18 protein-coding genes, 2 tRNA genes and 3 rRNA genes are annotated in these 24,628 nt (G+C 61.9%); 13 read left to right on the top strand and 10 right to left on the bottom strand.

The genetic code is table 11. The annotated features are described in order from the left end of the window. Window positions 1-42: 42 nt before the first annotated feature. From phnA to rrf, 8 genes are all read left to right on the top strand, one after another. A complete protein-coding gene (gene phnA / locus FRZ40_RS19075; RefSeq protein WP_147235164.1) occupies window positions 43-1,314 on the top strand; it encodes a phosphonoacetate hydrolase in 1,272 nt (423 codons plus the stop codon). Further along, window positions 1,311-2,768: a phosphonoacetaldehyde dehydrogenase gene (gene phnY / locus FRZ40_RS19070; RefSeq protein ID WP_028370574.1), complete on the top strand. Its 1,458-nt coding sequence runs from the start codon at window positions 1,311-1,313 to the stop codon at window positions 2,766-2,768. The genes phnA and phnY overlap by 4 nt, the downstream gene beginning before the upstream one ends. A gap of 4 nt (window positions 2,769-2,772) precedes the next feature. Continuing rightward, window positions 2,773-3,333 carry a phosphonate degradation HD-domain oxygenase gene (locus tag FRZ40_RS19065; protein ID WP_147235162.1) on the top strand — a complete coding sequence of 187 codons (561 nt, stop codon included), beginning with the start codon at window positions 2,773-2,775 and terminating at the stop codon, window positions 3,331-3,333. A 490-nt stretch (window positions 3,334-3,823) separates the two neighbouring features. Then, window positions 3,824-5,353: ribosomal RNA gene (locus FRZ40_RS19060) — 16S ribosomal RNA — on the top strand. A gap of 64 nt (window positions 5,354-5,417) precedes the next feature. Continuing rightward, a tRNA-Ile gene (locus tag FRZ40_RS19055) sits at window positions 5,418-5,494 on the top strand. A gap of 62 nt (window positions 5,495-5,556) precedes the next feature. Further along, a tRNA-Ala gene (locus FRZ40_RS19050) sits at window positions 5,557-5,632 on the top strand. A gap of 289 nt (window positions 5,633-5,921) precedes the next feature. Then, window positions 5,922-8,803: ribosomal RNA gene (locus FRZ40_RS19045) — 23S ribosomal RNA — on the top strand. A gap of 198 nt (window positions 8,804-9,001) precedes the next feature. Then, window positions 9,002-9,115 (top strand): 5S ribosomal RNA (rrf, locus tag FRZ40_RS19040). The 16S, 23S and 5S rRNA genes sit together here with 2 tRNA genes alongside, the layout of an rRNA operon. A gap of 293 nt (window positions 9,116-9,408) precedes the next feature. Here the strand turns inward: rrf and FRZ40_RS19035 are convergent. Beyond that, window positions 9,409-10,374, bottom strand: a complete 966-nt coding sequence (locus FRZ40_RS19035) for a LysR family transcriptional regulator (protein ID WP_028371563.1) — start codon at window positions 10,372-10,374, stop codon at window positions 9,409-9,411. Window positions 10,375-10,573: 199 nt separating this feature from the next. Between FRZ40_RS19035 and FRZ40_RS19030 the strand changes: the two genes are divergently transcribed. From FRZ40_RS19030 to FRZ40_RS19020, 3 genes are all read left to right on the top strand, one after another. Further along, window positions 10,574-12,751 carry an FUSC family protein gene (locus FRZ40_RS19030; RefSeq protein WP_147235161.1) on the top strand — a complete coding sequence of 726 codons (2,178 nt, stop codon included), beginning with the start codon at window positions 10,574-10,576 and terminating at the stop codon, window positions 12,749-12,751. Window positions 12,752-12,864: 113 nt separating this feature from the next. Continuing rightward, window positions 12,865-13,086, top strand: coding sequence for a hypothetical protein (locus tag FRZ40_RS19025; protein ID WP_028370759.1), 222 nt, complete (start codon window positions 12,865-12,867; stop codon window positions 13,084-13,086). A gap of 136 nt (window positions 13,087-13,222) precedes the next feature. Further along, on the top strand, window positions 13,223-14,737 hold the full coding sequence (locus FRZ40_RS19020) for an acetyl-CoA hydrolase/transferase family protein (protein WP_147236735.1): 1,515 nt from the start codon (window positions 13,223-13,225) through the stop codon (window positions 14,735-14,737). A gap of 31 nt (window positions 14,738-14,768) precedes the next feature. Here the strand turns inward: FRZ40_RS19020 and FRZ40_RS19015 are convergent, their stop codons facing one another. After that, window positions 14,769-15,929, bottom strand: coding sequence for a metallophosphoesterase (locus tag FRZ40_RS19015; protein ID WP_028370761.1), 1,161 nt, complete (start codon window positions 15,927-15,929; stop codon window positions 14,769-14,771). Window positions 15,930-16,307: 378 nt separating this feature from the next. Here FRZ40_RS19015 and FRZ40_RS19010 point away from each other — a divergent pair, with 378 nt between their 5' ends. Both FRZ40_RS19010 and FRZ40_RS19005 read left to right on the top strand, forming a co-directional pair. Next, window positions 16,308-16,622 carry a hypothetical protein gene (locus FRZ40_RS19010; protein WP_028370762.1) on the top strand — a complete coding sequence of 105 codons (315 nt, stop codon included), beginning with the start codon at window positions 16,308-16,310 and terminating at the stop codon, window positions 16,620-16,622. Window positions 16,623-16,762: 140 nt separating this feature from the next. Next, window positions 16,763-17,353: an alpha-ketoglutarate-dependent dioxygenase AlkB family protein gene (locus FRZ40_RS19005; protein ID WP_147235159.1), complete on the top strand. Its 591-nt coding sequence runs from the start codon at window positions 16,763-16,765 to the stop codon at window positions 17,351-17,353. Between the two features lie 75 nt (window positions 17,354-17,428). Here FRZ40_RS19005 and mdcH read toward each other — a convergent pair whose 3' ends face one another. The 8 genes from mdcH to FRZ40_RS18965 are packed head-to-tail and all read right to left on the bottom strand — an operon-like array spanning window position 17,429 to window position 24,535. Continuing rightward, on the bottom strand, window positions 17,429-18,364 hold the full coding sequence (gene mdcH, locus FRZ40_RS19000; protein WP_147235158.1) for a malonate decarboxylase subunit epsilon: 936 nt from the start codon (window positions 18,362-18,364) through the stop codon (window positions 17,429-17,431). After that, window positions 18,364-19,074: a malonate decarboxylase holo-ACP synthase gene (locus FRZ40_RS18995; RefSeq protein WP_147235156.1), complete on the bottom strand. Its 711-nt coding sequence runs from the start codon at window positions 19,072-19,074 to the stop codon at window positions 18,364-18,366. Before FRZ40_RS18995 ends, mdcH begins: the two co-directional genes overlap by 1 nt. After that, complete coding sequence (mdcE, locus tag FRZ40_RS18990; protein ID WP_028370766.1) at window positions 19,074-19,892, bottom strand: biotin-independent malonate decarboxylase subunit gamma; 819 nt, start codon at window positions 19,890-19,892, stop codon at window positions 19,074-19,076. Before mdcE ends, FRZ40_RS18995 begins: the two co-directional genes overlap by 1 nt. After that, window positions 19,889-20,770, bottom strand: a complete 882-nt coding sequence (locus FRZ40_RS18985) for a biotin-independent malonate decarboxylase subunit beta (RefSeq protein ID WP_147235154.1) — start codon at window positions 20,768-20,770, stop codon at window positions 19,889-19,891. Before FRZ40_RS18985 ends, mdcE begins: the two co-directional genes overlap by 4 nt. After that, window positions 20,767-21,072, bottom strand: coding sequence for a malonate decarboxylase subunit delta (locus tag FRZ40_RS18980; RefSeq protein WP_028370768.1), 306 nt, complete (start codon window positions 21,070-21,072; stop codon window positions 20,767-20,769). Before FRZ40_RS18980 ends, FRZ40_RS18985 begins: the two co-directional genes overlap by 4 nt. 5 nt (window positions 21,073-21,077) lie before the next feature. Beyond that, window positions 21,078-22,031 carry a triphosphoribosyl-dephospho-CoA synthase gene (locus FRZ40_RS18975; protein ID WP_147235153.1) on the bottom strand — a complete coding sequence of 318 codons (954 nt, stop codon included), beginning with the start codon at window positions 22,029-22,031 and terminating at the stop codon, window positions 21,078-21,080. 4 nt (window positions 22,032-22,035) lie between these two features. Further along, window positions 22,036-23,739, bottom strand: a complete 1,704-nt coding sequence (gene mdcA, locus FRZ40_RS18970; protein ID WP_028370770.1) for a malonate decarboxylase subunit alpha — start codon at window positions 23,737-23,739, stop codon at window positions 22,036-22,038. Between the two features lie 7 nt (window positions 23,740-23,746). Beyond that, complete coding sequence (locus FRZ40_RS18965; protein WP_147235152.1) at window positions 23,747-24,535, bottom strand: GntR family transcriptional regulator; 789 nt, start codon at window positions 24,533-24,535, stop codon at window positions 23,747-23,749. Between the last annotated feature and the right edge of the window lie 93 nt (window positions 24,536-24,628).

The following is a 24,628-nucleotide window of genomic DNA, read 5'->3' as shown; positions in this document are numbered from 1 at the left end:
CGGATGAAGAACACGCGTCGGCGACGCGTAGGGAAGAGTGCAATGGTGAGCAAATCCGCAATCCAGGCCGGACGTATGGTTGAAGTGAATGGCCGCAGCTACCGGCTGCCCGCGAAGCCGACGGTGGTCGTGTGCGTCGACGGCTGCGAGTACGACTATCTCGAGGCCGCCGTCGAGGCGGGCGTCGCGCCGTTCATCGGCAAGATGCTGCGCGACGGCGCGGCGTTCAAGGCGGACTGCGTGATTCCGTCGTTCACCAACCCGAACAACCTGTCGATCGTGTGCGGTGTGCCGCCGTCCGTGCATGGCATCTGCGGCAATTACTTCTGGGATCCGCAGGCCAATGACGGCCAGGGTGCGGAAGTGATGATGAACGATCCCGCCTACCTGCGCGCGCCGACGCTGCTCGCAGCCGCCGCCGATGCGGGCGCCGCTGTCGCCGTCGTGACCGCCAAAGACAAGCTGCGCCGCCTGCTCGGCAACGGGATGACGGGCATCTGTTTCTCGGCGGAAAAAGCCGACAAGGTGACGCTCGAAGAAAACGGCATCGACGAAGTACTCGATCTGGTCGGCTTGCCCTTGCCTGACGTGTATAGCGCGGGCTTGTCGGAGTTCGTGTTTGCCGCGGGCGTGCGGCTCGCGCAGACACGCAAGCTCGACCTGATGTATCTGTCGACCACCGACTACATCCAGCACAAGTGGGCGCCCGGCACGGAAGGCGCGAACGCGTTCTACGCGATGATGGACGGTTATCTGTCGCAGCTCGACGCGCTCGGCTGGGTGATCGGCCTTACCGCCGATCACGGCATGAACGCAAAGCACGATCCGCAAACGGGCGAGCCGAACGTGATCTATCTGCAGGACGTGATGGACGAATGGCTCGGCGCGCGCGCGGCCCGTGTGATTCTGCCCATCACCGACCCTTACGTCGTCCATCACGGCGCGCTCGGTTCGTTCGCGACGATCTATCTGCCCGCGGATGCGAATGCGCGTCAGGTGATCGAACGGCTTGGCGGCTTGAACGATATCGAAGTCGTGCTCGACAACAAGGCGGCGTGCGAGCGTTTCGAGTTGCCGAACGATCGCGTGGGCGACATCGTGGTCGTGAGCAAAAAGAACACGGCGCTCGGCACGCGTCGCGACGAGCATGACCTGTCGGGGCTGACCGTGCCGCTGCGTTCGCACGGCGGCATTTCCGAGCAGGTGGTGCCGCTGATCTTCAATCGACACATCGACGAAGCGCGCGTCGCGGGCAAGCGTCTGCGCAATTTCGACGTGTTCGATATCGCGCTCAACCACGTGGCGGCAGCATGAACGCTATCGTGCAGTCCAACGACCATCCCGCGTTTCGCGCGGAAGCGCTGCGTCTGAAGGGCGAGCGCGCTGCGCGCTCGCGCACGCTCGATGTGCTCGATCCGTACACGGGCATGCGCGTCGGCACGGTGCCGATGGCGAGCGTCGACGATGTGCGCGCCGCGTTCGACTACGCGTCGGCTTATCAGGCGAAGCTCACGCGCTATGAGCGCTCGCAGATTCTCGAACGCGCCGGCATTCTGTTGCGCGAGCGGCTCGAACAAGCGTCGGATCTGATCACGCTCGAATCGGGTTTGTCGAAGCAGGATTCGCGCTATGAGATCGGGCGCGTCGCCGACGTGCTGAAGTTTGCTTCGATCGAAGCGCTGCGCGATGACGGTCAGAGCTTTTCGTGCGATCTGACGCCGCATGGCAAGAAACGTCGCGTGTTCACACAGCGCGATCCGCTCGCGGGCGTGATCGTCGCGATCACGCCGTTCAATCACCCAATGAACCAGGTCGCGCACAAGATTGCGCCGTCGATTGCGACGAATAATCGCGTGATTCTGAAGCCTTCCGAGAAGGTGCCGTTGTCGGCGTACTTTCTCGCCGACATTCTGTATGAGGCCGGTCTGCCTTCGCCGATGCTGCAGGTGCTCACTGGCGATCCGCGCGAAATCGCGGATGAACTGATCACCAATCCGCTCGCCGAACTCGTGACATTTACGGGCGGCGTGGCGATCGGCAAGCATATCGCCGAGCGCGCGGGCTACCGGCGCGTCGTTCTGGAACTCGGCGGCAACGATCCGCTGATCGTGCTCGACGACGCCGACGTCGAGCGGGCGGCTGCGCTGGCCGTGCAAGGTTCGTACAAGAACTCGGGGCAGCGTTGCACGGCCGTCAAGCGGATGATCGTGCAGAAGAGCATCGCGGCGCGCTTCACGGAACTGGTCGTCGAGAAGACGCGTGAATGGACGTATGGCGATCCGTTCGACGAGTCGAACCAGATGGGCACCGTGATCGATGCCGAGGCGGCGCGCCTGTTCGAATCGCGTGTGAATGAGGCCGTTGCGCAGGGCGCGCGTTTGTTGGCGGGCAATCAGCGCAAGGGCGCGTTGTATGCGCCGACGGTCGTCGATCAGGTCGATCCGTCGATGACACTGATCCGCGAAGAAACTTTCGGCCCCGTGTCGCCCATCATCACGTTCGATACGATCGACGATGCCATCCGTATTAGCAACGGCACGCCGTTCGGCTTGTCGTGCGGGTTGTGCACGAACCGCCAGGACGCGATTCCGCGGTTCATCAACGAGCTGCGCGTCGGCACGGTGAACGTGTGGGAAGTGCCGGGGTATCGCGTCGAACTGACGCCGTTCGGCGGGATCAAGGACTCGGGCCTTGGTTACAAGGAAGGCGTGCAGGAGGCCATGAAGAGCTTCACGAACCTCAAGACGTTTTCTCTTCCGTGGGAGTGATGTTGTGGCATTGAATCTGGACGATATTCGCGGATTGTTCGAGGCGCACGGCCAACTTGCTTATAGCGGCGAACCGGTGACGCAGCTCGAGCACGCATTGCAGAGCGGCGCGCTGGCGGAATCGGAAGGCGCTTCCGAAGAGCTGGTCGCGGCGGCTTTCCTGCATGACCTCGGGCATTTGCTGAACCGGCAGGGCGAAACGCCGACGGCGCGTGGCATCGACGATCTGCATCAGTATTTCGCGCTGCCGTTTCTGCGGCCTGTTCTACCGGAGGCGGTGCTGGAGCCGATCCGTTTGCATGTCGACGCGAAGCGCTGCCTGTGTGCGATCGATGAAGCCTACTTTGGGAAGTTGTCGGCGGATTCTGTGCGCAGTCTCGAATTGCAAGGCGGCGTTTTCAGCGACGATGAGGCGCAGGCATTTCTGAATAAGCCGTTTGCGGAGGATGCGCTGCGATTGCGTCGCTGGGACGATCTCGCGAAGGAGGCAAATCGCGAGACGCCGGATCTCGATCACTATATGAATTTGGTGTCGCGTGTGATGGAGCGGCATGCGGCTGTTTGAGGGCGCTAGCTGCCTCATGTGACATGTGTTTTACGCATATCCAAAAAGCGCTTGCAAGCGGGCAGTTAAGCGCCTAGAATTTCGGTCTTTCGCGCTGCGGACAACGTGGCGCGGGAGAAGCGAAGAAGGGCGGGAGAGCCAGCATTGACGGGCTTTCCGGTGGAGTCGGCAGGTTGAGAAGTTAAAAAAACCGGTTGACGAAACGAAAAAGGTTCTTCATAATCTCGTTTCTCTGCTGCTGATGCAGCAACGCGGTGAAAGCAAGGCGCTTTCTGCGAATGTTCTTTAAAAACTAACAGCCGATAAGTGTGGGTGCTCGATGGCGGCGCGCGGCGATCTTCGGGTCGCCGAGATAGCGAAAGTAATCGAGTCTCACACAGAAAGAAATTGAGGAAGGTTTGATGGAGCCGAGAGGTTCGGTCGAATCATCTGTCAGTGATTTTGAGTGAGCGACCGGGTTCGAAAGAGCCCGAACAACAGTAACAGGTTTGAACTGAAGAGTTTGATCCTGGCTCAGATTGAACGCTGGCGGCATGCCTTACACATGCAAGTCGGACGGCAGCACGGGGGCAACCCTGGTGGCGAGTGGCGAACGGGTGAGTAATACATCGGAACGTGTCCTGGAGTGGGGGATAGCCCGGCGAAAGCCGGATTAATACCGCATACGCTCTATGGAGGAAAGCGGGGGATCTTCGGACCTCGCGCTCAAGGGGCGGCCGATGGCAGATTAGCTAGTTGGTGGGGTAAAGGCCTACCAAGGCGACGATCTGTAGCTGGTCTGAGAGGACGACCAGCCACACTGGGACTGAGACACGGCCCAGACTCCTACGGGAGGCAGCAGTGGGGAATTTTGGACAATGGGGGCAACCCTGATCCAGCAATGCCGCGTGTGTGAAGAAGGCCTTCGGGTTGTAAAGCACTTTTGTCCGGAAAGAAAACCATCGCCCTAATATGGTGGTGGGATGACGGTACCGGAAGAATAAGCACCGGCTAACTACGTGCCAGCAGCCGCGGTAATACGTAGGGTGCGAGCGTTAATCGGAATTACTGGGCGTAAAGCGTGCGCAGGCGGTTCGCTAAGACCGATGTGAAATCCCCGGGCTTAACCTGGGAACTGCATTGGTGACTGGCGGGCTAGAGTATGGCAGAGGGGGTAGAATTCCACGTGTAGCAGTGAAATGCGTAGAGATGTGGAGGAATACCGATGGCGAAGGCAGCCCCCTGGGCCAATACTGACGCTCATGCACGAAAGCGTGGGGAGCAAACAGGATTAGATACCCTGGTAGTCCACGCCCTAAACGATGTCAACTAGTTGTCGGGTCTTCATTGACTTGGTAACGTAGCTAACGCGTGAAGTTGACCGCCTGGGGAGTACGGTCGCAAGATTAAAACTCAAAGGAATTGACGGGGACCCGCACAAGCGGTGGATGATGTGGATTAATTCGATGCAACGCGAAAAACCTTACCTACCCTTGACATGTACGGAATCCTGCTGAGAGGTGGGAGTGCCCGAAAGGGAGCCGTAACACAGGTGCTGCATGGCTGTCGTCAGCTCGTGTCGTGAGATGTTGGGTTAAGTCCCGCAACGAGCGCAACCCTTGTCCCTAGTTGCTACGCAAGAGCACTCTAGGGAGACTGCCGGTGACAAACCGGAGGAAGGTGGGGATGACGTCAAGTCCTCATGGCCCTTATGGGTAGGGCTTCACACGTCATACAATGGTCGGAACAGAGGGTTGCCAAGCCGCGAGGTGGAGCCAATCCCAGAAAACCGATCGTAGTCCGGATCGCAGTCTGCAACTCGACTGCGTGAAGCTGGAATCGCTAGTAATCGCGGATCAGCATGCCGCGGTGAATACGTTCCCGGGTCTTGTACACACCGCCCGTCACACCATGGGAGTGGGTTTTACCAGAAGTGGCTAGTCTAACCGCAAGGAGGACGGTCACCACGGTAGGATTCATGACTGGGGTGAAGTCGTAACAAGGTAGCCGTATCGGAAGGTGCGGCTGGATCACCTCCTTTCCAGAGCTAGCGTTTCAAAGTTGAGTGCTCACACTTGTCGGCTGTTGTTTGAAGACAGGCTCAGGGGTCTGTAGCTCAGTCGGTTAGAGCACCGTCTTGATAAGGCGGGGGTCGATGGTTCGAATCCATCCAGACCCACCATTGCCTTGTCTGGTGTGGTTGGCTCGATCACTGGCTGGACGTCCTCTGTGCGCTGTATGACTGGGGGATTAGCTCAGCTGGGAGAGCACCTGCTTTGCAAGCAGGGGGTCGTCGGTTCGATCCCGTCATCCTCCACCAATTCCCAATGCACAGTGGTCTGCATGAAGCAGAAGACTCTGCATTGGCAATTGAGCCAGTCAGATGCGGTATTGCAGTTAGATATCGGCTGTCGTTCTTTAACAATCAGGAAGAAGTAGTAAAGAGATTCACGAAAGTGTACTTAGAGATGGGTACATGAGTAGGTGAATCAGGGTTGTGATTGTATCGATGTATTTTAAGGGTTGTCGAAAGACAGCCTTGGAATACGGCACAACGCGAATACTCAGCCTGTAGCGAGTGGTTCTTGCAAGAGACACACCCGTTATAGGGTCAAGCGAACAAGTGCATGTGGTGGATGCCTTGGCGATCACAGGCGATGAAGGACGCGGTAGCCTGCGAAAAGCGGTGGGGAGCTGGCAAACGAGCTTTGATCCACCGATATCCGAATGGGGAAACCCGGCCCGTATGGGTCACCCGCAGCTGAATACATAGGCTGCGTGGAGCGAACGCGGTGAACTGAAACATCTAAGTAACCGCAGGAAAAGAAATCAACCGAGATTCCCAAAGTAGTGGCGAGCGAAATGGGACCAGCCTGTACTCTTTATTTGTGGTGTTAGCCAAACGCTCTGGAAAGTGCGGCCATAGTGGGTGATAGCCCCGTAGGCGAAAACATCATGAAAGAACTAGGTGTACGACAAGTAGGGCGGGACACGTGAAATCCTGTCTGAAGATGGGGGGACCATCCTCCAAGGCTAAATACTCGTGATCGACCGATAGTGAACCAGTACCGTGAGGGAAAGGCGAAAAGAACCCCGGGAGGGGAGTGAAACAGATCCTGAAACCGCATGCATACAAACAGTCGGAGCCTCGCAAGGGGTGACGGCGTACCTTTTGTATAATGGGTCAGCGACTTACATTCAGTGGCGAGCTTAACCGATTAGGGCAGGCGTAGCGAAAGCGAGTCCGAACAGGGCGATTCAGTCGCTGGGTGTAGACCCGAAACCAGGTGATCTATCCATGGCCAGGATGAAGGTGCGGTAACACGTACTGGAGGTCCGAACCCACTAACGTTGAAAAGTTAGGGGATGAGCTGTGGATAGGGGTGAAAGGCTAAACAAACCTGGAAATAGCTGGTTCTCTCCGAAAACTATTTAGGTAGTGCCTCGTGTATCACCTTCGGGGGTAGAGCACTGTCATGGTTGAGGGGTCCATTGCGGATTACCTCGCCATAGCAAACTCCGAATACCGAAGAGTGCAATCACGGGAGACAGACATCGGGTGCTAACGTCCGGTGTCAAGAGGGAAACAACCCAGACCGCCAGCTAAGGTCCCCAAATATGGCTAAGTGGGAAACGAAGTGGGAAGGCTAAAACAGTCAGGAGGTTGGCTTAGAAGCAGCCACCCTTTAAAGAAAGCGTAATAGCTCACTGATCGAGTCGTCCTGCGCGGAAGATGTAACGGGGCTAAGCCATATACCGAAGCTGCGGATGCGTGCTTTGCACGCATGGTAGGAGAGCGTTCCGTAAGCCTGCGAAGGTGCGTTGAAAAGCGTGCTGGAGGTATCGGAAGTGCGAATGCTGACATGAGTAGCGATAAAGGGGGTGAAAGGCCCCCTCGCCGTAAGCCCAAGGTTTCCTACGCAACGTTCATCGGCGTAGGGTGAGTCGGCCCCTAAGGCGAGGCAGAAATGCGTAGCTGATGGGAAGCAGGTCAATATTCCTGCACCAGTGTGAAATGCGATGGGGGGACGGATCGCGGAAGGTTGTCCGGGTGTTGGAAGTCCCGGTCGCTGCGTTGGAGAAGGTGCTCTGGCAAATCCGGGCACGGGATTCAAGGGCGTGGCGCGAGCTCCTTCGGGAGCGAAGCAATCGGAAGGGGTTCCAGGAAAAGCCTCTAAGCTTCAGTTTCACATTGACCGTACCGCAAACCGACACAGGTGGGCGAGATGAGTATTCTAAGGCGCTTGAGAGAACTCGGGAGAAGGAACTCGGCAAATTGGTACCGTAACTTCGGGATAAGGTACGCCCCTGTAGCTTGACGCCCCTGCGGGCGGAGGGTGAAGGGGTTGCAATAAACTGGTGGCTGCGACTGTTTAATAAAAACACAGCACTCTGCAAACACGAAAGTGGACGTATAGGGTGTGACGCCTGCCCGGTGCCGGAAGATTAAATGATGGGGTGCAAGCTCTTGATTGAAGTCCCGGTAAACGGCGGCCGTAACTATAACGGTCCTAAGGTAGCGAAATTCCTTGTCGGGTAAGTTCCGACCTGCACGAATGGCGTAACGATGGCCACACTGTCTCCTCCCGAGACTCAGCGAAGTTGAAGTGTTTGTGATGATGCAATCTCCCCGCGGCTAGACGGAAAGACCCCATGAACCTTTACTGTAGCTTTGCATTGGACTTTGAACCGATCTGTGTAGGATAGGTGGGAGGCTATGAAGCGTGAACGCCAGTTTGCGTGGAGCCGTCCTTGAAATACCACCCTGGTTTGTTTGAGGTTCTAACCTTGGCCCGTGATCCGGGTCGGGGACAGTGCATGGTGGGCAGTTTGACTGGGGCGGTCTCCTCCCAAAGTGTAACGGAGGAGTACGAAGGTACGCTAGGTACGGTCGGAAATCGTGCTGATAGTGCAATGGCATAAGCGTGCTTAACTGCGAGACCGACAAGTCGAGCAGGTGCGAAAGCAGGTCATAGTGATCCGGTGGTTCTGTATGGAAGGGCCATCGCTCAACGGATAAAAGGTACTCTGGGGATAACAGGCTGATACCGCCCAAGAGTTCATATCGACGGCGGTGTTTGGCACCTCGATGTCGGCTCATCTCATCCTGGGGCTGTAGCCGGTCCCAAGGGTATGGCTGTTCGCCATTTAAAGAGGTACGTGAGCTGGGTTTAAAACGTCGTGAGACAGTTTGGTCCCTATCTGCCGTGGGCGCTGGATATTTGAAGGGGGCTGCTCCTAGTACGAGAGGACCGGAGTGGACGAACCTCTGGTGTACCGGTTGTCACGCCAGTGGCATCGCCGGGTAGCTATGTTCGGAAGAGATAACCGCTGAAAGCATCTAAGCGGGAAACTCGCCTTAAGATGAGATATCCCCGGGGCTTCGAGCCCCTTGAAGGGTCGTTCAAGACCAGGACGTTGATAGGTCAGGTGTGGAAGCGCAGTAATGCGTTAAGCTAACTGATACTAATTGCCCGTAAGGCTTGATCCTATAACAGGTGTGTTTCGTGTCGATGATCGTTGGTGCTTCAGCACTGACGGGCATCCCACCCCCGAAGGGGGCACGGAATGCAGGATGTTTGAGTGATCGTTGTTGTGCCACAAACAACACACCCCGCTTTACACTTCTTCCAGATTGGCTGTGGCGCCAGGTTCACCCGAACCCGCCGCGACGCAGCAACCCGTCATGCCTGATGACCATAGCGAGTCGGTACCACCCCTTCCCATCCCGAACAGGACCGTGAAACGACTCCACGCCGATGATAGTGCGGATTGCCCGTGTGAAAGTAGGTAATCGTCAGGCTCCTTACCCAGTCCAAGACCCCCGCCCTCAAAAGCGGGGTCGTGGCGTTTGTGCTTCACTATTTGTACCAGCCAAATTCCACTGTGCCGGAACCGCGTCAGGCAACGACAACCGGCATTTCGTCTGACCGCGCGGCGTGCTCCCACAAAAGAACAAAGGCAAGATCGACATCACGAGAACGCGACGTCCGATCCTGCCATCGTCTCGAACAGCCAAAACACGCTGGCGAAAAGAACAAAAGAAAATCGCCAGCGCCGCACACGCAAACTCAATACTTACCAGCAACGCTCCAATCAACTCGCATGAAGCGCATCGCTGACCCCATCCTGCCGTCCGACTTCACCTAGCAGCGCGACATCGCGGGCAATAACCTGCGGCAGATGCGTCCGCAAAAACTCGACCCAGGTCCGCGTTTTCGCGTCGATGAACTTGCGCGACGGATACAGCGCATAAATATTCATCTTTTGCAGTGTGTATTCCGGCAGCACGCGTACGAGAGACCCGGTGCGCAATCCGTCGATGGCCGCGTACAACGGCAGCATCCCGATTCCAATCCCTTCACGTATCGCCACGATCAGCGATTCAGCGATATTCACCTGCACCGGCCCATTCACATTCAGCACTTCATTGCCGTTAGGCCCTTCGAGCGTCCACTCACTGGTGGGAAACGCAGGCGTCTTGAGCAACAGACAGTCGTGATGCAGCAGATCGGCGGGCGTCTTAGGCGCATCGTGCGCATGGATGTACGCTGGCGACGCGCACAGAATGCTAAACGTCGTCCCAAGCAGCAGCGACACGAGATCCGAATCAGGCAACGTCGACGCACCCACCACAGCCACATCAGCGCTGCCTTCGAAGAGATCCGGCAATTGCTGCGAGAGCGTCAGCTCGACGGCCACCTCGGGATACAGCGCGCGATATCGCGAAATGGCCGGCAACACATAATGCTGTCCGATGCTCGCAAAACTATGCATGCGCAGCACGCCCGCCGGACGCTCATGCGCGCCACTCGCTTCTTCTTCCGCATTATCGACATCAGCAAGAATCTGCTGACATCGCTTCAGATATCGCTCACCGGCCGTCGTCAGTGCAAGGCGCCGTGTCGAGCGATTTAGCAGACGCGTCCGCAAATGGGCCTCGAGTTCTGAAACCGCACGCGACATCGCGCCCGTCGTCGTATTGAGTGATTGCGCCGCGCCCGTGAAGCTGCCCGCTTCGACGACGCGCACGAACACGCGCATGTTTTGTAACGTATCCATCAATCCTTCTTGATCGGCATCAAACCGTTATTGTCCGCCTGTCGCGGGCCGCCATTGTTGAGAGATCTGGAAGGGATGTTCCCGGCGCCTCCCATTAATTCCCGCATCGTCGGCTCCTACAATCGGCGCCTTCAGGATAGGCATGTGTGGGTTCGTCCCACGCATTCCTCCGACAACAAACCCCGCGGGGTATTAGTCCATGAAACGCCAGCATGCGATCAAGCAAGCGTCTCCCGATACATTCGGGTGGACCACTGGCATTTCGCGCGCGATCTTCGATGCCGGCAAGGAATGGTCGACCACCGACGGACTCACCTGGCTTCATCTCTTCAAGACCGTGACGGCCGCGCTGCTCGCGCTGGGAATCGCGATGCTGCTCGAACTGCAGCAACCGCGCACCGCCATGACGACGGTGTTCGTCTTGATGCAGCCGTTCAGCGGCATGGTGCTCGCGAAGAGTTTTTATCGGATCGTCGGGACATTCATCGGCATGCTGGCCGCGCTCTTGCTCGGCGCACTGTTCGCGCAGCAGCCCGAGTTGTACATGCTCGGCATCACGGCGTGGATGGGTGCTTGCGTGGCGGCGGCCGTCAGGTATCGGCATTTTCGGTGGTATGGCTTCGTGCTGGCTGGCTACACCGCGGCGCTGATTGGCATTCCGACCGTGATGGAACCGAATGGCCTGTTTCTCGCCGCGTTGACGCGTGCCGCCGAAGTGGCCATCGGCATCGTCTGTTCGGCTGCCGTCAGCGCGCTGATCATGCCGCGCCGCTCCAGCCTCGCGCTGCAAAACGCGCTGCAATCGAGGCATCTCAATTTTAGTGCCTTCGCGGTGAAAGTGCTGGATGGAGCCGTCGAGCGGGGCGCGTCGGAGCGCTATTTCGCGGACCTCGTCGACGAAGTGGTCGGCTTCGAGGCGACGCGTGCTTTTGCCGCCTTCGAAGATCCTGGCATGCGCTCGCGCAGTCAGGTACTCGCAAGATTGAACCACGAATTCATGGACGTCTGCGCCCGTCTCCACGCGCTGCATCAATTGAGAAAGCGCTTGCGCGGCAACGCGCAAGCCCAGGTCGAGCAAGCGACTGCACCGTATTTTCGCGAGCTTTCGCAAATGCTTGGCGCGCACAGCGAACGTCGTTTCGATTCCTCCGACGCCGCCCGCGTCGCAATCAGACTCAAGACCTTCCAGTCGACTTTGCCCGCCAGAATGCGCGCCACACGGCGCCCGCTGGAATCGGGCGATCCGCAATGTCTGCCTGATTTCGATACTGCGGGAGAACTGCTGTACCGCTTTGTCGTCGAGTTCATTCGCTATGTCGACACCTACGCGTCGCTGGAGACCAATCACAATCCGGCCCGCGAGCGCCCAGCTGTGCGTTACGTGAGCCGCACCAATGCCTTCGTGGTCGCGTGCACGTTCGCGCGCACGGCGGCTGTCGTCGGGACGGTGAGCGCGTTCTGGATAGCGACGAACTGGCCGGGCGGCGGCATGGCCGTGATCGGCGCGGCGCTCACCTGCGCGCTGACGTCGTCGGCACCGAATCCCGTCAAGCTCGCGTTGCAGATGTCCGTCGGCGCGGCGTGCGCAACAATGGCCGGCTATCTGGTCACGTGTTATCTGTATCCCGCCATCGACGGCTTTCCGCTGCTGTGCGCGATGCTCGCGCCTTTGCTTGCGGCGGGCACCTTCTTCGCGTCGCGAACGAAAACAGCGGGCTATGGCGTCGGCTTCACTGTTTTTTTCTGTCTGCTTGCCGCGCCGGACAACGTCGTCGTCTACGCGCCCGATCTGCTGATCAACAACGGCATCGCGATCGTCGTCGCGATGCTCGTAGCGGCCGTGGGCGCAGCCATCGTTTTCCCCGTGCAGATGCCGTGGCTGACCACGCGTATCGAAGGCGATCTGCGCAGCCAGATCACGCTCGCCTGCACGGCGCCGCTGACGGGTCTCGCACAGCGCTTCCAGTCGAGCACGCACGATCTCATGCACCAGTTGCGCATGCTGCTGCCCAAACGCTCGCGGCGGCATCGTCGGGCGCTCAGATGGATGCTCGTCACACTCGAAGTGGGCCACGCGGCGATCGACCTGCGCAGCGAAATCGAGCATGCAACCTATGCGGGCGATATGCATTCCCGCTGGAAACCATCGCTCGATCGCGTCACGCGCGATCTCGCCGAACTCTTCGAGCGGCCCGACAAGGCCCATGCAGACAGAGCGCAGATCTCGGTGCGCGCGGCGATGCGCGTCGTGCAGCAAGTGCTGGAAGCCGTCCACACGGATCGCGACCGGCGCCACGATCAGCAACGCATCCTCAGTTGCCTGCATTTCATCCGCACGGCGCTGCTCGACAAAGACGCGCCGTTCGACGCGCGCTGATCTTGCCGCAACCTGGAAGAATCACTTCCAGCCGCCCTCTTAATCCGCGCCGATCGCAGTCCTATAGTCGAATCACTGCTTACGCAGTCTTTGAAACAACTGGAGAGATTGAAATGAAAGCGCTGAAGTTGGTCCTGATGGCCTGTTCGTTGTCCGCCGCGGCGCTTGCGCACGCGCAGACGGCGCCGGCGGACGATAGCGCGCAGCAGGTTGCTCAAGCGAACGCAGCGCGCGTCGCTCAACCCGACGCGCAGCGTCCCGTCGCGAAACCGGCAAAGAAGGCCAATGAGTGTGTCGGTCCCGTGAGCTACTGCGTGATGTATTTCGGTAGCTGATCAGAGCGACATTGCGCAGTCATCCTGAGCGGCATCAACGGATAAAGCGGAATCGAACGACAGCGGGACGACGCACACCGACAATAAGACGTGCACTTCAGCTGTCGTGAGCAAGACATCGGAGAGACTTTCATTCATGTACGAAGACCGGATTCGCTGTGCCGCGTTGCGCGGCAAGATCACATCGGCGGCGCAGGCAGCGCTGCTCATTAGCGACGGTATGCGCGTCGGCGCGAGCGGCTTCACGCGCGCGGGCGACGCGAAAGCAGTGCCCGTCGCGCTCGCCGAACGCGCGCGCAACGAGGGCAAGCCGCTGCGCATCACGCTGATGACGGGCGCATCGCTCGGTCACGGCGTCGACAGCCTGTTGACGGATGCCGGCGTGCTTGCGCGCCGTCTGCCGTTCCAGGTCGACAACACCTTGCGCAAGGCGATCAATCGCGGCGACGTGATGTTCGTCGACCAGCATCTGTCGGAGACGGTCGAAATGCTGCGCGCTGGTCAGCTCGGCAAGCTCGACGTCGCGATCATCGAAGCCGTTGCGATCACGGAGAAGGGCGGCATCGTGCCGACCACTTCCGTCGGCAATTCGGCGAGCTTCGCGATTCTCGCGGACAAGGTGATCGTCGAAATCAATCTGGCGCAGCCGCTCGCGCTCGAAGGGCTGCACGACATCTGGATTCCCGGCCGCCGCCCGCATCGCGAGCCGCTGCCCGTCGTGCGTCCGAACGACCGCGTCGGAACGACGTCGATCGAGATTCCGCCTGAAAAAATCGCCGCGATCGTCATCACGGACAAGCCCGACAGTCCGTCGACCGCGCTGCCCGCCGACGAAGACACGGCACGCATCGCCCGCCATCTGATCGAGTTCCTGCAGCATGAAGTGGCGCACGGACGCATGCCTTCTCCGTTGCCGCCGTTACAGGCAGGCATCGGCACGATTGCGAATGCGGTGCTGGCCGGTTTCGCCGACTCGCCGTTCGAGCCGTTTTCGATCTATTCCGAAGTCCTGCAGGATTCGACTTTCGATCTGATGGACGCCGGCAAGGTGACGTTCGCGTCGGGTGCATCGATCACGTTGACGGAGAAGCGCCAGGCGCAGGTATTCGGCGATCTCGCGCGCTATCGCGACCGTCTCGTGCTGCGCCCGCAGGAAGTCAGCAACCATCCGGAAGTGATTCGGCGTCTTGGTCTGATCGCGCTGAACACGGCGCTCGAGTTCGACATCTACGGCAACGTGAACTCGACGCATGTGGGCGGCACGCACATGATGAACGGCATCGGCGGATCGGGCGATTTCGCGCGCAATGCGTCGTGCGCGATCTTCGCGACGAAGTCGATCGCAAAGGACGGCGCGATTTCGAGCGTCGTACCGATGGTGCCGCACGTCGACCATAACGAGCATGACGTCGATATCGTCGTGACGGAAATCGGTCTCGCCGATCTGCGCGGACTGGCGCCGCGCGAGCGTGCGTCGCTGATCATCGATCGCTGCGTGCATCCGTTGTATCGGGATCTGCTGCGCGACTACTATCGCGACGCGCTTCGCCTGGGCGGCCAGACGCCGCACGTGCTGCGCGAAGCGTTCGCATGGCACGCGCGCTTCCAGGAAACGGGATCGATGCTGCCGGAGCAAAAGCTCACGGCGTGATGCACAGCGTGACGCAATGAACTGACGCGTATCAGGCGCCGCTGCCGACCAGACGCAAACGCGTGATTTCCGACGGCGCGCCCAGACGCTTGGGCGGTCCCCAATACCCGGTGCCGCGGCTCGTATAGACCCACAGGTTATCGAGCCGCGCGAGCCCGGCGACAAAAGGCTGCTGCAGACGCACCGCGAAATTCCACGGAAAGAACTGTCCGCCATGCGTATGGCCGGACAGTTGCAGCGTGAAGCCCGCATCGGCGGCGGCTTCCGCCGAGCGCGGCTGATGCGCGAGCAGCACCTTGATCAGCACATCGCCGGGCGCGCCTTCGAGCGCGGCAGCCGGGTCGCTCTCGTGCGCGGGATCGAAATGACCCGCCGAATAATCGGTGACGCCGGCGATCACCGCCTGCGCGCCATCGTGCTCGACGACGACATGCTCGTTTAGCAGCACATGCAGGCCGAGCCGCTGGAACTCGGCGATCCACGCATCGGCGCCCGAATAGTATTCGTGATTCCCCGTCACCAGATACGCGCCATGCCGCGCGCTCAGCCGCGACAGCGGCCGCGTGTGATCGGCGAGATGCTCGACGCTGCCGTCGACGATATCGCCCGTGACTGCAATCAGATCGGGTTCCAGGCGATTCACCGCATCGACGATGGCATCGACGTAACCGCGCTTGATGGTCGGACCGACGTGGATATCGCTGATCTGCACGATCGTGAAGCCATGCAATTCATCCGGCAGATCGTCGATCGGCACGTCGATCGATACGACGCGCGCGCGCCGCCGCGCGTTGAAAAAGCCGATGGCCGTGGACAGCAGCGCGAGCAGAGGGACGGCGATGGCGCTGTCGACGACCCAGCGCGCCGGGTCCACGGCTTGCGGCGAGATCGAATGAACGATCAGGACGGCGAGCAGGAACAACTCGCGTGCGAAAGTCAGCACGAGCAACGACGAAAAAAGACCCAGCGCGATCAGCCCGGCCCACGCGAGCCGGTCGCCGAGCGGCTGCCGCTGGATCGAGCGCGCGATCATGCCGACGGGAATCAGCAGCACTGACAGCACGAGCCACAACGCGCACAGCGTTTTTACGGCGGCGTCGACGGGCAGCTCAGGAATGATCCGGATGCCGACATAGACGTGCAGCAGGATGCCGATGACGATGATCCGGATGAAGAACGATAGGCGGCGCATAGATGGGAGCGGGGCGCGGACGGCGCGCGGAAGGTGACTCGCTGACAGCGTACGCCGGCATAAAAACGGCGGCCAGTCATTCTACAAGTACTTCCGCGCGTCTGCCGAAAGCGGCCGGATGGGGTGCAACGCGGCCTGCGATGTGGCCTCTATAGGACTCGTTGCGGTGCAGCAGATCAAACGTCGGAAGTTCTTCGTCCTGCCGATTAAATGTCTATTAAATGGCTATTGAATTGGGCATCCGAACGGACTATTCTGAAATTGAGCGACTGCCGATGGCAGGCCTCGCGTCCCGCTCCCCGTCCGCCGGGTGCGCGAGACACTCCCGGCGAGCGCGCTTGATAGCCAACCGGGCTTGCGGTCTGGGGGGGACGAACGATGAAAACGACACGATTCACGCATCGCGAACATCACATCGGGCATGAAGGCAGCCATGTGATGCTGCCTATGGTCGTGCTGTCGCTGATGGCGCTCGGCGTCTACTACAGCGTGCGGTACATCGACTTTTCCGAGCTTGGGCGCACGGCACTGTTCTATGTGGTGATGGTGTTCGTCGCGCTCGGCGTGGCGGGACTGTTCGGCGTCGTGGGCGCCTGGCTGCGCTCGCGCGGCGATGAAGCGGAAGAGGGTTTCTGCTTCGTTGGCGCGCTGATCGGCGCAATCGTGTTCTACGTCGCGATGCTGACGAGTTGAATCGCGGACGCCGCCAGCGACAGAGATACGAATGAAAGCGCAAGCTGCGCGGGTGACGCGCAGCCATGGCGCGTTCGATAATCACCACTGTTCCCGTGAAAGAGAGTGTCGCGAGCGCATCGGCTCGCGATCGAAAGACGATGTCCGCCGATCTGTTCGACGATTTGCCGATACCCGATGTGGCGTGGTTTCCCGACTGGCTTTCCGCCGATGCCGCTAGACAACTGCTGGCGCGCATCGTCGCGGAAGTGTCGTGGCAGCAGGATTCGATGTTCACGCCGGCAGGAAAAGTGCCGCTGCCGCGGCTCACCGCGTGGCAAGGCGAGCCCGACGCCGTCTATGTGTACTCGGGCATCCGCAACGAGCCATCGGCGTGGACGCCCGCCGTCGCCGAGCTTAAAGCCGCCGTCGAGGCAACATGCGGCGCGCCGTTCAACAGTGTGCTGCTCAACCGCTATCGCAGCGGCGCCGACAGCATGGGCTGGCACGCGGACCGCGAGCCCGAGCTAGGCAAGGAACCGGTGATCGCGTCGGTGAGCCTCGGTTCGACGCGCCGCTTCGATCTGCAGCACAACAAGACGCGCGTCGTGCAGTCGTATCCGCTGAAGGGCGGGAGCCTGTTCGTGATGCGCGGACGCACGCAGGCCGAATGGCGGCATCGCGTGCCGAAAGAGCCGAAAGTGCAGGGCGAACGTGTGAACCTGACGTTCCGCTTCGTGACGCCGCGCTGATTCGCGTGATTCGTACGCTTGTTTGCTACACGCGCATTAAGAGTTTAAAAAATTTATGCGCATAAGGAATCTGTTTCAGACGGCCGATTCGAGGCGTCGCCGGAGAGTCGGCGCGAGCCGCTCGAAGGGCAACGTGCTCGCTGCGAGCGCCGCCGCCTCCGGATATTGGTCGCGGAGGATATCCGTCAGCACCTGGCCGGGCGGTGCTTCGACGAAAACCTTCGCGCCCATTTCGACCATCACGCTCAGCGCGTCGAACCAGCGGACCGTATGGCGCATGTTGGTGGCGAGGTCGTCGCGCAGGGCGTCTGCCGTGTAGAGGGCGCGGCCGCCGCGATTGCCGATATAGCCGCTCGACGGCGCGCGAAACGGCACATTGCGCGCGTAGTCGATCAGCGCATCGGCGGCTGCGGCGAGCAGTTCGCAATGCGACGGCACGCTGACGGCAAGCCGCGTCGCCTTGCGCGCGCCGGCTGCGAGCGCACGCGCGTTAAATGCGTCGAGCGCCGCGTCCGAGCCAGCCACGACGATCTGGCGCGGCGCGTTCACATTGCCGACGTAGACGCGGCCGTCCAGCTCATGCGCTTGCGCATCGGCGAGCCGTTCAACTTCATGTTCCGTCAGCCCCGCAATTGCGGACAGGCCGTAGCCATTCGGATACGCGGTCTCCATCAGTTCGGCGCGCTTGCGCACCATGCGCAATGCGTCGGCGAAAGCGATCGCGCCGCAGCTCACGGCGGCCGCGTAAGCGCCCACGGACAGACCCGCGCTCAATTCTGGGGCGAGGCCTTCCGCGGCAAGCGCACGCTGCATCGCGACGCCCGCGATCAGCAAGCCGGTCTGCACGGCGACGGTCGATTCGAGCGCGGCGCGCGTGTCGAGCGTCAGCACATCGACATCGAGCACGTTGCACGCTTCGTCGAGCGTCGCCTGAATCGCCGCATGCGTGCCGAGACGATGTAGAAAACCTTCGGATTGCGCGCCCTGGCCGGGGAAAAGAAAAGCGAGCATCACGGGTACGCCGAAGACAGCGCCCAGGGATCGGCGACGAGCTGTGGGCCGCCTGCATGCCGCGCCATCACGCGAGCTTTGCCGGAGGCATATTCGGCGAGCGCCACACCACCCGCCGGCGTTTCGAGTTGCGCGTCGATGCGCACGCCTGCTTGCGCTGCATGCTGGTCGAGCAGAGCCTGGATTCGTGCCGCTTCGTCGTGAGTCAAACGATTCGGCATCCGTATCAACAGATCGAGATCGCTGTTCGCGGTGACAGTCTGTACCCCTGTCGCGAGTTCGAAACCGGCGCTTCCAGTTGGCCCCCAGACATACGAGCGCGGATACGAGCCCGGATACGACGGCTCGCGACACAGCGCATCGAGCGCGACGAAGACTGGCAACGCAGCACGCTCTGGCGCAAGAGCAGAGCGAAGCGACAACAGCGCTTCGGGATTGAGCACAGCCTCGATATCTTCGCTGCGCGTCCACGTCCCGTACCGCTCATTGCGCGCCGCGCCGCGCACGCCGGCCGCGACATATCCCGCCACCGCCTGCGCCCGCCGCACGACGACGAACGGCGCGCGCGCGAACGCATCGCGGACCCACGCCGGTTCGTTGTCGAACGCTTCGAGCCGCCGCACGCGCAGAATGTCATGCGCGTGCCAGCGTGTGTCGCCCGGAGAGAGCACATTGGCGGGCGCGAACGGCGCAGTGGCGCACACCCGCATCACGCAGCGTCCCACTGTTCGGCGAGCCTCCGCCGCACTTCGATCGACGCCGCGCGTGTCTTCCTGGCCGTCTCCGACTCGAGCCGCCGCGACAGTCCGCGCGTCGTATCCGAGCGCGCACCTTGCACGGCCTCGGCGAGCACGCCTCGCACGCGTTCGATCTGCGCTTGCGTCGGCGCATCGGCATCGACGCCTTCGATCAGCGTATCGAGCAAGCCGAGCTTGGCAAACGACGCCAATGTGTACGACATCGGCGTGATGGTTTCGCCGAGTTTGTCGAGATCTTCGACCGTGCGGCGCGTGACGCGCGCGGCCGCCTCTTTGCCCATCGCGTGCACCATCGTGCCGGGAGCATCGAGCGCGACGATCCGGTTCGCCTGATAGCCGTGCGCGAGAAACGCCCCCGACATCGCGGGTCCGACGATCAGCGCGACGACAGGGTGCCCGGCGTCGCGCGCGCTCGCATATGCATCGACGGCGGCGGCGCACGCCAGATGGATGCCGAGCGTCTCTTCGCGATAGCCGTACGCCTGACTCTTCACATCGACGATCGCGACGATGGGGCGCTTATGTTCCGACGACGCATCTTGCGCCACCGCCGCGCGCACGGCTTGCGCGAGTTTCCAGCCCTGTTCGAGTCCGACGACGTTATCGCGTGCGCGCGGGAAGCGATTGCCGGCGTCCGGCACGATCGAGAAAAAGCTCGCCGTTTCGCCGCCCAGCGCGGCCTCGCCGGACCACACAGGCGCGTGCGTCGACGTAACGCCTGCCAGCGCCGTGAACCAGCGCATGCCGCGCGTGTCTGCTGTGCCGCTCATGATTGCTCCTTGCGCGGCGCGGCCGCTTCGGTTGTGTCGAACACGCTGCGCATCGTTTGCGGCGTGACGTCGGCGGGATCGATACGCGCGAGGCGTTCCAGATACGCGCTCACCTGTTCCGTGCGGGGCGCTTGCGGCACGCCGCGCGCGAACACGTCGCGAATCGCGTCGCGCACGGCATGCGCGTCGTCGTCGACGAGGGTGTCGGCGAGTCCTGTCGCCACACGCTGTTCGCCGCCGATCATCTGCCACACGCGGCGGCGGTCGCTCGAATCGAGTTCTTCGATGCCCGCTTCCTGCTCGATCACTTCGGGGCCGTTCATGCCGAGGCGTCCCTGTCTGGTCGCGATCAGATACGAGCACAGCCCCGCCGCTAGCGACATGCCGCCGAAGCAGCCGACCATGCCCGCGATCACGCCGACCACGGGCACGTAACGCCGCAACGCGACGATGGCCGCCTGCATCTCGGCGATCACGGCCAGTCCGAGATTCGCTTCCTGCAGACGCACGCCGCCCGTTTCGAACAACACGACGGGGCGCACGATCTTGCCGCGCTCGCAGTCGCGCAGCGCCAGTTCGAGCGCCGCCGCGATCTTGCTGCCCGACACTTCGCCGATGCTGCCGCCCTGGAACGCCGATTCGATCGCGGCGATCACGGCCGGCTGGCCATCGATCGTGCCGCGTGCGATCACCGCGCCGTCGTCGGCCTGACAGACGATGCCCTGCAACGGCAGCCACGGCGATTCGATGCGGTCGAACGGACCGAGCAGTTCGCGGAACGTGCCTTCGTCGAGCAGTGCACGGGCGCGCTCGCGCGCCGTCAATTCGATGAAGCTGTCGCGCAGCGCGGGCGCATGCTGAAGTGTTGCCGTGCTCATGAGCCCGCTCCCTGGTCTGCCGCTTCGGCGGCTTCCGCGAGCCGCAGCGCCACGACGCCCGGCGTCGCGCCGAAGTCGTTGATTTCGATCTGCGCCGCGCCGTCATAGCGCGTGAAGAAGCGGTCGAGCACGCTCTTCCAGATGTGCCCATAGCCGTCGACGCTGGTGCGCACGGTCACCGTCGCTTTCATCGCATCGGCGGGCGCCAGCAGCACTTCGAGGTCGCCGGATCCGACGACGCCCACATGCGCGCGCGTCGTGATCGCACGTTGCGCCGGATAGTCGAATGTCATCTGTTCCATCAGTGTCAGCTCCCGCTGGCCGCGTGATGCGCCAGCTTGTCGATGAAGAGAGTGGCGGCGAGCAGGTCGGCCGCGCCGCCGGGGGAAGCGTTGAGCGTAAGCAGGGCGGCTTCGAGCGCATCGAACGCAGCACGTCCCGCCGCCGTCGATGTGCCGCCCGCGGCGAGCACGGCGCGCGCGCCGCGTTGGCCCGCGCGCAGGCCGTCGAGCCCCGCGCGATGCAGCAGGCAGGTGTCGTCGAGCGAAGCCATGATTGCGAGCAGCGTGTCGAGACGCGCGGCGTTTTCGCCGATGCCCTTCGCACCTGCGGCGCGCGCCGCGTGCAGCGCGGGCAAGCCGACGCCGATCACGTGCGGAAAGCCGTCCTGCGCTTCCTGACGCGCGCCGCCCACGTTGAACCGCCGACGCACGCGCTCGCCATGGCTGTCGGCGGGCGCCGCAAAGCGGTCGGGAAAGCAGGCGATCTGCGCGGCCAGTTTGCACACGCGCGCGGCATCGGAGTGCGCCTGCGCAGGCAGCGCAGGTGCGGCGTTCGTCGTATCGCCGTCGAATACGACCGACGCCCCCGCGACCAGCAAGCCGACGATCCAGATCGCGCCGCGATGCGCATTGCTGCCGTGCGTCGCGCGCATCATGTCCTGTTCGCCTGCGCGTCCGATCTGCGCGAGTTCCGCGCGCAGCGTCGCCGACGGCAGACGGCCGCGCGCCGCGCGGGAGAGCGCCGCGAAGGTCGGTTCGAGCGAGCGCGCGGAGCGCAGCATCAGCGGCAGATCCAGATCGCGGTGCGCGCCGCTGCCGCGCGCGTCGACGAGTGCGGGCTTCGGCGTGAGTTGCGCCTCTTCGATCAGCGATTCGACAGCGAAGCGGGCGAGCGTTGCATCGGACAAACGCGCGAAGCCCTGCGCATGCGCATGCTCGAAGGTGCCCGCGTCGCGCGGGATGGCATAGGGCAGTGCCATCGCATCACCAGCTGCGGAAACGTGCCGGCGGCGTATAGAGCCCACCCGACCACGTGACGAGATCGTCGATGCTGCGCGCCGCGAGCAGCGAGCGCTTCGCTTCGCCGCGCCGGATGCCGAGGTCTTCCGGATACGCGACGATGCCGCGCCGGCGCAATTCCGCCGTCTTTTCCGGTTTCGCGCGCAAGCCAATCGGCGTCACGCCCGCGACGGCGGCGATGGCCGCGCGCCGTTCGTCGATGCCTTCCGCCTTGTGCAGATGGGCGATGCCTTCTTCCGTCACGACATGGCTGACGTCGTCGCCGTAGATCATCACGGGCGCGATGGGCATGCCGCTCTTCGCGCCGACGGCGACGGCGTCGAGTTCATCGACGAAAGTCGGCTCGCCGCCTTTCTTGTACGTTTCGGCCAGTTGCACGACGAGCTTCTTGCCACGCGACACGGCGCCCTGATCCTTCAGCAGCTTGAGCCACGCTTCGCTCGAATGACGCCGGCCGCGCGGATCGTGGCCCATGTTCGGCGCGCCGCCGAAGCCTGCGAGACGCCCGCGCGTCACCGTCGACGAATTGGCGTCGCCGTCGATCTGCAGCGTCGAGCCGATGAACAGGTCGACGCCGTATTGCCCCGCCAGCTGGCACAGCACGCGGTTCGAGCGCAGCGTGCCGTCGTTGCCCGTGAAGAACACGTCGGGACGCGCCTCGATATACGCTTCCATGCCGACTTCGCTGCCGAAGCAGTGCACGCTGTCGACCCAGCCGGATTCGATCGCGGGAATCAGCGTGGGATGCGGATTGAGCGTCCAGTTGCGGCAGATCTTGCCTTTGAGTCCGAGCGATTCGCCATACGTGGGCAGCAGCAGTTCGATTGCGGCCGTGTCGAACCCGATGCCGTGATTCAGCGAGCTCACGCCATACGGCTCGTAGATGCCCTTGATGACCATCATTGCCGTGAGCACCTGCAGGTCGCCGATATGACGCGGATCGCGCGTGAACAGCGGCTCGACGGCGAAGGGGCGGTCGGCCTGAACGACGACGTCGACCCACGACGCGGGAATATCGACGCGCGGCAGTTCGTCGACGATCTCGTTGACCTGCACGATCACGATGCCGTGGCGGAAAGCGGCGGCTTCGGCGATGGTCGGCGTGTCTTCCGTATTCGGGCCGGTGTAGAGATTGCCGTGCCGGTCGGCTTTCTCGGCGCACAGCAGCGCGACGTTCGGCGTCAGGTCGACGAACATGCGTGCATACAGTTCGACGTACGTATAGATCGCGCCGATTTCGAGCTGGCCGTCCTCGAGCAGTTGCGCGACGCGCAGGCTCTGCGGACCGGCGAACGAAAAATCGACCTTGTGTGCGATGTTCTTTTCGAAGAGCGTCAGATGTTCCGGGCGGCTGATGCTCGAGATCAGCAGATGCACGTCGTGCACTTTCTGCGGATCGACCTTCGCGAACGAGCGCGACAGGAAGTCCGCCTGCTTCTGGTTGTCGCCTTCGAGCGCGACGCGATCGCCGGGGCGGATCAGCGTTTCGAGGGCATCGACGATGCGGTTCGAGGGCAGGATGCCGTCGTCGAGCCAGGGCTCGATCGCGGCGAGCCTGCGCCGCTTCTCGTCGCGTTTGGTGGTCCAGGAGCGCGGCGCGGCAGGGTCTGCCTGCGCTCCCGTCGACTGTGCCAATTCCAGTCTGGCTGACTCGACTCGCTGATTCATCGGTGCTTCAACTCCCGATAGTAGTTGGAGTGCGCGCCGGCCGTCCGCGCTTTCTGCGCGGTGCGGCCGCGGCGGCTTCCGCCTGCGCGCGTTCCGTCAAGAAACGGTAGACCAGTTCGCCCGTGCCCAGCAGGTGAGCCGAGATGAGCGACTGCGCGGTGGCGATGTCCTGGCGCTCGACGGCGGCAAGGATCGCCAGGTGTTCGGCGTCGGACTCGCCCTTGTACGCGGGCAAGCCGAATTTCAATCTCAGATAGCGCTCGCCGCGCCGGTGCAGCGCCGCGATCATTTCGGCGAGCTGCGGACGGTTGGCGGGCGCATAAAGGCAGGTGTGGAACGCCTCGTTGCGCGCCACGTAAAGCGCCGGGTCCGGCTCGCTCTCGGCGGCTTTGCACAGCGCCACCGCCTCGCGCAGCGTCTCGGGCGTGTGATTCGGAATCGCCAGCGAGATCGCGAGGCTCTCGAGCGCCGAGCGGATCTCGTAGATTTCGCGCGCTTCGGCAGGCGTGAGCCGCGCGACGCTCGCGCCCTTGTTCAACTCGACCTTCACCCAGCCTTCGCTTTCCAGCTGACGCAACGCTTCGCGCACCGGAATCGCGCTGACCGAGAAGTGCCGCGCGATCGCGTCCTGGCGCAGCGGCGCGCCGGGCGCGAGCGTGCCTTCGACGATCGCCGCGCGCAGCGCCTCCGCGATCACTCGCGGGGTGCTGGAGCGCGGCTCATGCGCCGCGGGCAGCAAGGGCGCGGACGCCTGAGAAGCGCCTGCCAGGGGAAAACCATCGGTTGCGTTGTTCATGACATCAAATATTATATATAAAAACGAACAATTTCTAGCGGGACAAACCCGGGGATTTCGTAAAGGCACGGCGCTGCTGCGCTTCCTCTCTCA

The organism is Paraburkholderia azotifigens (assembly GCF_007995085.1).
Classification (GTDB): Bacteria; Pseudomonadota; Gammaproteobacteria; order Burkholderiales; family Burkholderiaceae; genus Paraburkholderia; species Paraburkholderia azotifigens.
This window is presented reverse-complemented; position numbering and strand designations above follow the sequence as displayed.